This is a genomic window from Halorubrum sp. AJ67 (assembly GCF_000513435.1).
The window spans coordinates 59831-62104 of sequence record NZ_CBVY010000015.1 but is presented as its reverse complement, the minus strand read 5'-3'; the positions used below and the strand labels follow the sequence as shown (position 1 = coordinate 62104).

Annotated in this window: 2 protein-coding genes and 2 pseudogenes (1 of these 4 running past the window's edge); all 4 read right to left on the bottom strand. The window is 68.9% G+C overall.

Annotated elements, in window-relative coordinates:
• A pseudogene (locus tag BN903_RS17545) lies at positions 1–44 on the bottom strand (BGTF surface domain-containing protein) (its annotated part extends 1601 nt beyond the left edge of the window); the annotation flags it as partial.
• Positions 1–1179, bottom strand: a 1179-nt coding sequence (locus BN903_RS11805) for a chemotaxis protein CheC (protein ID WP_048077945.1), incomplete at its 3' end; no start/stop codon positions are given. The pseudogene BN903_RS17545 and the gene BN903_RS11805, both read right to left, overlap by 44 nt.
• Entirely contained in the window at positions 1179–1535 is a 357-nt protein-coding gene (gene cheY / locus BN903_RS11800; RefSeq protein ID WP_008008138.1) for a chemotaxis protein CheY, read from the bottom strand. The genes BN903_RS11805 and cheY, both read right to left, overlap by 1 nt.
• Before the next feature lie 105 nt (positions 1536–1640).
• A pseudogene (locus BN903_RS11795) lies at positions 1641–2274 on the bottom strand (hypothetical protein); the annotation flags it as partial.

Genomic DNA, 2274 nt, shown 5'->3' with positions numbered 1-2274 from the left:
CGCCCGCGCCAGTTCGCGCTCGTCGGGGAGCGCGTACACGTCACACCGCGCCTGGATCCCCTCCGTCCGGATCGCGGTGTCGATCACGAACCCGTAGTCCTGTCGCTCGCTCAGCTTGGCAACGAGCGGGCTGATCGTCGACGCGCCGATGTCGTGGACGAACTCCGGCGGGGAGTGTGTGATCGTCGTGCCGAGCACGTTCGCCCAGCCGTCGATGAACCCGCTCGTCATCACGTTGCCGAGCTCGCAGAGCGCGTTCTCAGCCATGTCGCCGAGCGGCTCGTCGGGGTCCATCGGTAACATCGCGTCCGCGACGGCCGCCGCCGACGACTCCTCGAAGAGGATGGCGAGGTAGCCGCTCGGCTGCCCCTGAAGCTCGAACACCGTGCCCGCGTGCGGCTCGGTGCCGACCTCGGCGGGCACGTCGGCGAGCGGGACGAACCGGAGCCGGCTCACGTCAACGCTGGTCTCCAGCCCGGTCATCATCGCGATGTTGTCGGCCGCGTTCGCCGACCCCTCCTTCGCCAGCGACGAGAACGTCGACAGCGACTCGTAGGGGACCGCCGTGCTGGTGGTGCCGCCGTTTGCCGCCGCAGCGGGCGCGTTACCGCCGCCTGCCGCGGGGGCCGTCTTCCCGACGATGAGGTCGCGGAAGGGCCCCGAGTCGGGCAGCATGTAGATGGAGAAGTCGAGGTCGGTCGTCGTCGCGTCCAGCCGGCTCTCGAAGAGGAACACGCCGTCGCCGGCGAGCGCCCCGTCCGGCAGCACCGCCGCGCCGTCCGCCTCGAAGTACCGCGGCGGCGACATGTCGATCGCCTTGCCGAGGTAGTTCGCCCAGCCGTCGAGGAAGCCGCCCAGCGCGATGTTGCCGACCTCCGTCACCGCGCTCCGCTCCATCGACTGCCCGCCGGGTAAAAGCGAGAGCAGCGCGTCGGCGTTGACGGCGTCGAACGCGAGGACCGCCTCGCCGTCCAGCCCGCCGCGGAGGCCGACGCTCACGCCGATGGACTCCCGGCCCGCGAACGACTCCGCGAGGTCCTCCCCGCTGGCGACGCTCGCGCCGGTCACCTCGACCGCGAGGTCCGTCCCGGTCAGGTCCGAGAGCGCGCCGGCGGCCTGTTTCGCCCCCTGTTCCGCGAGGCGGTTACACGCGCCGAGCGCGCGGACGTCGACCCGCATTATACCGCCGAGCCGATGGCGTCAAGCACGTTCGGCTTCTGGAACGGCTTCGTGATGTACCCCTCAGCGCCCGCCTTGATCGCCGCCTTCATCTTCTCCTCCTGCCCGACGCTGGTACACATGATCACCGTCGCCTCCGGGTTCTCCTCTAAGATCTCCGTCGTCGCCTCGATCCCGTCGCGGATCGGCATCACGATGTCCATCATCACGAGGTCCGGCCCGTGCTCCTCGTACATGTTGACCGCCTCGACGCCGTTTTCCGCCTCCCCGACGATCTCGAACTCCCCTTCGAGGATCTCCCGGAGGAGGTTCCGCATGAACTCCGAGTCGTCGGCGATGAGTACCCGCGTAGCCATTGTTGTCTGAACCGGGGTACAGCGATCACTTAATCGCTCCCCCGCGGTTCTCACGGTTGAGAATGGATCCGAGAGGCGAGGGACGGCTGAGAGCCCGACCGCGGCTCACACCCAGTGACCGAGGAGGTACGTCGCCCCGACGAGGACCGTTCCGCCGAACGTCTCGCGCGTCCCGATGCCGAACGGCAGGAACGTCGCCGGCTCGTCTTCCCCGTCCTCGCCGCCCGAGTCGCCGTCCGAGTCCGAGGAGTTCCCGTCCGACTCCGAGCCGTTCTCGCTCCCCGTCGACGCGTCGTCGTCTCCAGACCCGTCACTCTCCGCGTCGGAGGGGTCGGTCGAGTCCGCGTCATCCGTGCCGTTTCCGTCGTCGGTCCCGTTTCCGTCATCGGAGTCCGCGCCGTCATCGTCGAGCGTCGTCTTCGCCGGATCGTCCGTGACGTTCAGCGTCCCGTTCCGCACGTCGCCGTCGAGCGCGACGGTGAAGGGGTACTCGCCGGGGTCGAGACGGTCGACGCTCACGGACGAGAACGCGACGGTGCGCGACTCGTTCCCGGACAGCGTCAGGTCGCGGGAGGCGGTGAGATTCCCGTCGTCGACGTCGAGCGAGAGCGTTCCCTCGCCTTCGAGACCGCCGACGTTACGGACATCGACGGCGAGCGCGGAGAGGTTCCCGTCTTCGATGACAGTGGCGTTCGCGGTGGCGTTCAGTCGTGGGAGGCAAGGGCACACAGGGGATAGG